This is a genomic window from Pseudomonas sp., from assembly GCF_030683065.1.
In the GTDB taxonomy this organism is placed as follows: domain Bacteria; phylum Pseudomonadota; class Gammaproteobacteria; order Pseudomonadales; family Pseudomonadaceae; genus Aquipseudomonas.
This window is the reverse complement of the sequence record NZ_JAUXMX010000027.1, coordinates 93,780-99,812: the sequence shown is the minus strand read 5'-3', so window position 1 is coordinate 99,812 and position 6,033 is coordinate 93,780. Positions and strand designations below refer to the sequence as shown.

Sequence of the window (6,033 nt, the reverse complement as noted above, 5' to 3'; positions counted from 1 at the left end):
TTGCTGGCGATGCTGTTGCATGGGCTTGCTGGCCCGGATCGCCAGCAAGCTGGCTCCTACAGACGCGTCTGCCTTTTTACTGGTCATCTCTCCTGAGGTGCTGTCAGCGCAAGTCGTGCAACATGCAACTGGTACATAGCCTTTTGTTTGTGTGGTTACGGATACGCGCTGTTCGCTCTCAAGCATGGTGGCGTGCGGCAGTTTATGTACCATGGGAGGGCAATAGCCATTGGTGTATAGCGCCCTGGCATGTCGACACGCGCGCGTGTCACCATCACAGAGAGAAGACATTCAATGACCGAGAAATCCACACACCGTCTTACCTGGCTGGGCCTGGCAGTATCGCTGCTGGCCGTCCCCGCGGCTTTTGCCGAAACCCCGGTGCAGCCCAAAACGGACTGCACTGTTGCCGAGTTCAGCATGGGCCTGCGTTTTCAGCAGCAATCGGCGGAAGTTCAGGCCCTGCAGTTGCAGGCCTACAACATCGCCACCCTGAAACTGGATGCGGCCGTGGCGGCGGCGAAAGATCCGTCCAAGCTGGCCATCGTCACCGACCTGGATGAAACCGTCATTGATAACAGTGCGTTGTTGGCGCGCGATCTGGCCAACTGTCACACCTATGACGCCTGGGACACATGGCTGCCTTGGGAGCGTGACGGCACCCCCGCGCTGATTCCAGGGGCGAAGCAATTCCTTGAGCACGCCGACAAACTCGGGGTGACCATCCGCTACATTTCTGACCGCGCCGATGAGCAGAAGAAGTACACCCTGGCCACTCTGAGCAAGCTGGGGCTGCCGCAGATATCCGAAGAAAGCGTGCTGCTGTTGGGCCCACCCAAGGTCGAGCGCCGCGCGATCGTCAGTGCCGACCATCAGATCGTGTTGTTGCTGGGTGACACGCTGCATGACTTCGATGGGCGTTTCCGCAAGACGCCACTGGCCGATCAACGCGCTACCGTGGCTGCTGAGGCGGGCAAATGGGGCGCCGAGTGGATCGTCTTCCCTAACGCCGGTTACGGCACCTGGTCCAAAGCGCCTTTGCAAGGTTGGGACGCCAAGAGCGTTATCGAACCCTGGTAAGCACGCTTTACTCAGGCTGCAGCATGGCTATTCATGCCTGCTGCGTGCCCTGTAGTCCTTCGAGTCCGTTCGCGTGGCAGGCGCGAGCGGCAGTGATTGCGCTGGAAAAATAAACTTCAAGCCGTTCTAATGTCGGTCCATTTCGTCACCTGTCTGAATCACGATGACCACTCTGCTGGCCCTGGATACTGCTACCGAAGCCTGCTCCGTCGCGCTGCTGCATGACGGCCAGGTGATCAGTCACTATGAGGTGATCCCGCGGCTGCACGCCCAGCGCTTGCTACCGATGATCAGGGATTTGCTGGCCCAGGCCGGTGTGCCGCTGTCGGCGCTGGATGCGATTGCCTTCGGCCGTGGCCCAGGGGCCTTCACCGGTGTACGGATTGCCGTCGGTGTGGTTCAAGGCTTGGCATTTGCTTTGGATCGTCCGGTATTGCCAGTGTCAAATCTTGCTGTGCTGGCGCAGCGCGCGCTGCGCGAGTACGGCGCTGTTCAGGTGGCTGCAGCCATCGATGCACGCATGGATGAGGTCTACTGGGGCTGTTATCGCAGCGAAAACGGCGAAATGCGCCTTGCCGGTGGCGAAGTGGTTTCGCCGCCCGAACAGGTCGTTTTACCGCCTGACGCGACGGGTGACTGGTTTGGCGCAGGCACGGGCTGGGGCACGTTTGCTGCGCGTATCCCGTTGATCCCTTATGAGCAAGACGGTGCCATGTTGCCGCATGCCGAGGACGTGCTCAGTCTGGCGCGGTTTGCCTGGGCGCGGGGCGAGGCGGTGGTCGCCGACGACGCGTTGCCGGTGTACCTGCGCGACAAGGTCGCTACGCCCAAAGCGCCGTTATAAACACGCCGTCAGCTGCCTGTAACCCCCAGCTTGGCCAGGTATTGCGACCAGGCCATTTGCCCCGAGCTGCGCCGGATCGCCGGGGCGTCAGGCTTGGCGCAAGAGCCGGACGTCGCCCTGTTCCACGATCGATTGCCAATCCGCCTGGGCGGGGCTAAATTGCATGCAGTTCCGCCCATTTGATTTACCACTGCCGAGCTGTAACTGATGCGTATCGACGGCTCCATACCCTCCTACTCGCCAGACCGCGGGCCTCGTTCGGGCACTGCGGTTACGCCGTTTCGCGAAGCCCAACGCGAGATAGAGCAACGCCGTGAGCAGCCGGCAGCCCCAGCGAGCAGTCAGGGTTTCGAGCAAACAGCGCAAACCCGTCGAGTTCAGGCCTCCAGTGCCAGCTCCGACAGCCTGCCTGTTCGGGCCCAGGACCTTGCCTACCAGCCAGGTCTGAGTAATCGTGCGGCCCAGGCGATTGCCAGTTACAGCGCTACCGCCACCTATGCCAACGAGCCTGGCGCTCTGGAAATACTTGGCCTTGATCTCTACGCCTGACAATCAACCTTGATGCTGCCCTACTTTCTCGGCTGCCCGTCCTGGAGCGAACCGGCTTGGCGTGGTTCGTTGTATGCGCAAAGCGTTCGTCCCGCCGAATTCTTGCCGCGCTACGCCGAGGTCTTCAATGCGGTCGAGGGCAACACCACCTTTTATGCGCGGCCCTCGGTCGATACGGTTGCCCGCTGGGCTGCGCTGATGCCCGCGTACTTTCGCTTCTGCGCCAAGCTGCCGCGCGATATTAGCCACGCCGATGATTTGCGTGAGCAACTGGCTGCCAGCGACGATTTTCGCCGCTTGCTGGCGCCCTTGGGCACGCGAATTACGCCGTTCTGGTTGCAGTTACCTGCCAGCTTCGGCCCGTCACGCCTGGCTGAATTAAGCACCTTTATCGAACATTGGGCCGGCAGCGGCGGACTGGCCGTTGAGGTGCGTCACCCGCTATTTTTCGCCAAGGGGCAAGAGGAGCGGGCACTCAATCGTCTGCTGCTGGAGCGGGGCATCGAGCGCATCTGCCTGGATGCACGGGCCCTGTTCAGTTGTCTGTCGCAGGAGCCGGCAGTGCTGCATGCCCAGGCGAAAAAACCGCGCCTGCCAATCCGCCCGACCGCGTTCAGCCAGGCGCCGCAACTGCGCTTTATCGGCCACCCCGAACTTCAAGCCAATGATCGCTTCATTGCGCCCTGGCTGGACAAAGTCGCTGGCTGGATTGAGGGCGGGCTTACGCCGCACGTCTTTTTGCATACCTCTGACAATCGCCTGGCGCCGCAGTTGGCCAGGCGCTTCCACAGCCAATTGATGGTGCGTCTGCCGGGGCTTGCAGGCTTGCCTGAGCTAATCGTCGAGCCGGCGATCGAACAACTGGGTTTGCTCTGAGCGCACCACACCGCGCGGGCTGATGCCGAGCCGGTTGCCTATGGTTAACTACTGTTTAGACGCGTCACTGCCCGAGAGTCACGACATGCGATCCTCCTTCGAGAGCTTGCTGAAGAACAAGAATATGGCCCACCTCGCCAAGGGATTGGGCGGCTTACCAGCACTGCCAATGCGGCGGGTCGCCTTCGTGCTGCTGGATAATTTTTCGATGATGGCCTTCACCGGTGCGGTAGATGCTCTGGTCACCGCCAACCTGATGAGTCCGACGCCGCTCTATGAAGTACTGGTGGTTGGTGGGGCCAGCGAGGTGGTGGTCAGCGATCTGGGCATCGCTATTTCAGCGGGTTGCTGCTTGGCTGATATGGCAGAGAAACAGCAGGATATCCTTGTTGTCTGCGGTGGTTATCGGGTGCGCCTGCAAGCAGATTCGCTGCTGCGGGCCAAGCTCAAGTCGGCCGATGCCGCCGGCGCCATGCTCGGTGGCCTGTGGAACGGCGCTTACTTTCTCGCTGAGGCGGGGCTGCTGGATGGCTACGATTGTGCTTTCCATCCGGATGGTCGGGCGATGATTGCCGAGCTGTTTCCAAAGGTGAAGGTGTCGAGTCACGCCTATGTCCTGGACCGCGAGCGGATCAGTTGTGCCGGTGCCAACAGTTCGTTGGGCATGATGCTGGAAGTGGTGCGGCGCGGCAGTGGCATCAACCTGGTAAGTGCCATCGAGGAAGTGCTGAGCTGCGACAAAATGCAGGAAGTCCCTGATGTATCGGTGGTTGCTGTCGATTACGACCCAACCCTGCCGCAAGCGTTGAAAACGGCGCTGGAGTTGATGCACAACAATATCGACGAGCCGCTGACGGTGGATGAACTGGCTAATTGCGTAGGCATTTCCAGGCGGCAGCTCGAACGTTTGTTCTGCCGTCACGTCAATGCGACTCCCTCGCGTTATAACCTGGAGTTACGCCTGACCCGCGCCCGGCAGCTGCTGCAACAGACCAACAAGCCGTTGGCCGACATAGCGGTCGCCAGCGGTTTTGTCAGTATTTCGCATTTCCGGCGCTGCTTTCGTGAATTTTTCGAGATTTCACCAGGACGTTTTCGCACGACTTCACACAATCGACGTTGAGTGTTTGGGGCGGGCGGATTTTCCACACCCTCTTAGCCGGGCTCACGCAAGGGTCAGTGGGTAGGGCAGCGCGGCCTCTTCTGGAGCAATCTGGCTGCCCGCGCTGAACGCATCGGCAAGCAGCATCAGGGTCAGTCGATCGACGTTATGTGGCTTGGCATGAAGCCTGGTGCCCAGGTCGAGCTGGTGTTGGGTGATGAATTGTTTAAACCCGCTGTCGGACCTGATCAGCGCGGGCTCCGTGTCCTGGATTTCTGTCGGCGGTTCGGCTGCAGTGTCTTCGCCATCCACTGGTTGCGGGCCCATGATCACCCGGCTTAAGAGGATCTGGAAATCCAGGTAGGCGCGAATATCTGCCGGGCTGTTGCGGCTGGGGTTGTTGTTATAGGCCGGCTGTGCGGTGTTGGAAGCGGAAACGCCATTAACCATAAGTCACTCGGTGCGGCTGCTACGGGCCAAGTCTGGCAGAATGCCGCGCACTTGGTTATCGGCCGCTTGGCGGCCGGGTTGAGCATTTTTCCAGCAGATTTTCCGCAGCGTAACCCACGGCCTGGTGTCACCAATCGTATGCAAACCCCGGCCATGCAACTGACCCAGGCTATGGCTGCGGGGATTTTGTCGAGGCTGCGGCTGAGTAGCTTGCTCGCTACATTTTTCAACGGCCTGCTAAGGTGCACGCAGATCTAAATCGAAAAAGGAGCAACCAGATGTCTACTCAGATCGAGCGTGGCGAGGCGTTTCGCGCCTTGCACCAGCGCGAAGGGTTGTTCGTGCTGCCCAATCCCTGGGATGCCGGCTCGGCGAAGATGCTCGCGGCCCTGGGGTTCGAGGCGCTGGCGACGACCAGTGCGGGATTGGCCTTTTCCCTTGGGCGCTGCGATGCAGAAGGCGCGGTCAGTCGTGAGGAAACCCTGGCTAACGCCCGCGCCATCGTCGAGGCGACGCCGCTGCCGGTGGCCGCCGATCTGGAGAATGGCTATGGCGATGAGCCGCAGCACTGCGCCGAAACAATCGCCCTGGCGGCGCAGATCGGCCTGGTTGGCGGTTCCATCGAGGATGCCACGGGTGATGCGCAGTCGCCGATCTATCCCTTCGAGCGGGCGCTCGAGCGGGTTCAGGCTGCGGTCGCGGCAGCCCGCCGCTTGCCTTTCACCTTCACCCTGGCGGCGCGGGCAGAAAATTACCTGCATGGCCGCCTCGATCTGGACGACACCATCCGCCGTTTGGTGGCTTACGCCGAGGCGGGTGCCGATGTGCTCTATGCGCCGGGCCTGACGAGTCGCGAGGAAATCCTCGCGCTGGTCACGGCCGTGGCACCGCGCCCGGTCAATGTATTGGTGGGTTCGCCCAGCCTGCGCTTGACGCTGGATGAGCTGGCCGAACTGGGGGTGAAACGCGTGAGTCTCGGTTCCAGTTTGGCGCGAGTCGCCTATGGCGCCTTCTTCCAGGCGGCGCAGGAATTGACCGCTCGCGGCAGCCTGGTGGCGACCGGCCAGGCCATGCCGTTCGAGCGCATTAACAATCTGTTCAAGGCCTGAAATCTGTTCAAGACTCGAGAGAG

Annotated in this window: 7 protein-coding genes; 6 read left to right on the top strand and 1 reads right to left on the bottom strand. The window is 61.0% G+C overall.

The genetic code is table 11. The annotated features are described in order from the left end of the window. The first annotated feature begins 294 nt into the window (after positions 1-294). From Q8K09_RS06850 to Q8K09_RS06830, 5 genes are all read left to right on the top strand, one after another. Complete coding sequence (locus tag Q8K09_RS06850; protein ID WP_305254215.1) at positions 295-1,080, top strand: 5'-nucleotidase, lipoprotein e(P4) family; 786 nt, start codon at positions 295-297, stop codon at positions 1,078-1,080. A gap of 163 nt (positions 1,081-1,243) precedes the next feature. Then, positions 1,244-1,924, top strand: coding sequence for a tRNA (adenosine(37)-N6)-threonylcarbamoyltransferase complex dimerization subunit type 1 TsaB (tsaB, locus tag Q8K09_RS06845; RefSeq protein WP_305254214.1), 681 nt, complete (start codon positions 1,244-1,246; stop codon positions 1,922-1,924). Between the two features lie 207 nt (positions 1,925-2,131). Then, on the top strand, positions 2,132-2,473 hold the full coding sequence (locus Q8K09_RS06840) for a hypothetical protein (protein ID WP_305254213.1): 342 nt from the start codon (positions 2,132-2,134) through the stop codon (positions 2,471-2,473). Between the two features lie 12 nt (positions 2,474-2,485). Next, positions 2,486-3,349, top strand: a complete 864-nt coding sequence (locus tag Q8K09_RS06835) for a DUF72 domain-containing protein (RefSeq protein WP_305254212.1) — start codon at positions 2,486-2,488, stop codon at positions 3,347-3,349. 85 nt (positions 3,350-3,434) lie between these two features. Next, positions 3,435-4,472 carry a GlxA family transcriptional regulator gene (locus tag Q8K09_RS06830; RefSeq protein WP_305254211.1) on the top strand — a complete coding sequence of 346 codons (1,038 nt, stop codon included), beginning with the start codon at positions 3,435-3,437 and terminating at the stop codon, positions 4,470-4,472. 42 nt (positions 4,473-4,514) lie between these two features. Here Q8K09_RS06830 and Q8K09_RS06825 read toward each other — a convergent pair whose 3' ends face one another. Next, positions 4,515-4,901, bottom strand: a complete 387-nt coding sequence (locus tag Q8K09_RS06825) for a hypothetical protein (RefSeq protein ID WP_305254210.1) — start codon at positions 4,899-4,901, stop codon at positions 4,515-4,517. 278 nt (positions 4,902-5,179) lie between these two features. Here Q8K09_RS06825 and Q8K09_RS06820 point away from each other — a divergent pair, with 278 nt between their 5' ends. Further along, complete coding sequence (locus Q8K09_RS06820) at positions 5,180-6,010, top strand: isocitrate lyase/phosphoenolpyruvate mutase family protein (protein ID WP_305254209.1); 831 nt, start codon at positions 5,180-5,182, stop codon at positions 6,008-6,010. Positions 6,011-6,033 lie beyond the last annotated feature (23 nt).

Coding starts and splice junctions, on each gene's coding strand:
- Q8K09_RS06850 (WP_305254215.1), top strand. CDS start 295: ATGACCGAGAAATCCACACACCGTCTTACCTGGCTGGGCCTGGCAGTA.
- tsaB (WP_305254214.1), top strand. CDS start 1,244: ATGACCACTCTGCTGGCCCTGGATACTGCTACCGAAGCCTGCTCCGTC.
- Q8K09_RS06840 (WP_305254213.1), top strand. CDS start 2,132: ATGCGTATCGACGGCTCCATACCCTCCTACTCGCCAGACCGCGGGCCT.
- Q8K09_RS06835 (WP_305254212.1), top strand. CDS start 2,486: ATGCTGCCCTACTTTCTCGGCTGCCCGTCCTGGAGCGAACCGGCTTGG.
- Q8K09_RS06830 (WP_305254211.1), top strand. CDS start 3,435: ATGCGATCCTCCTTCGAGAGCTTGCTGAAGAACAAGAATATGGCCCAC.
- Q8K09_RS06825 (WP_305254210.1), bottom strand. CDS start 4,901: ATGGTTAATGGCGTTTCCGCTTCCAACACCGCACAGCCGGCCTATAAC.
- Q8K09_RS06820 (WP_305254209.1), top strand. CDS start 5,180: ATGTCTACTCAGATCGAGCGTGGCGAGGCGTTTCGCGCCTTGCACCAG.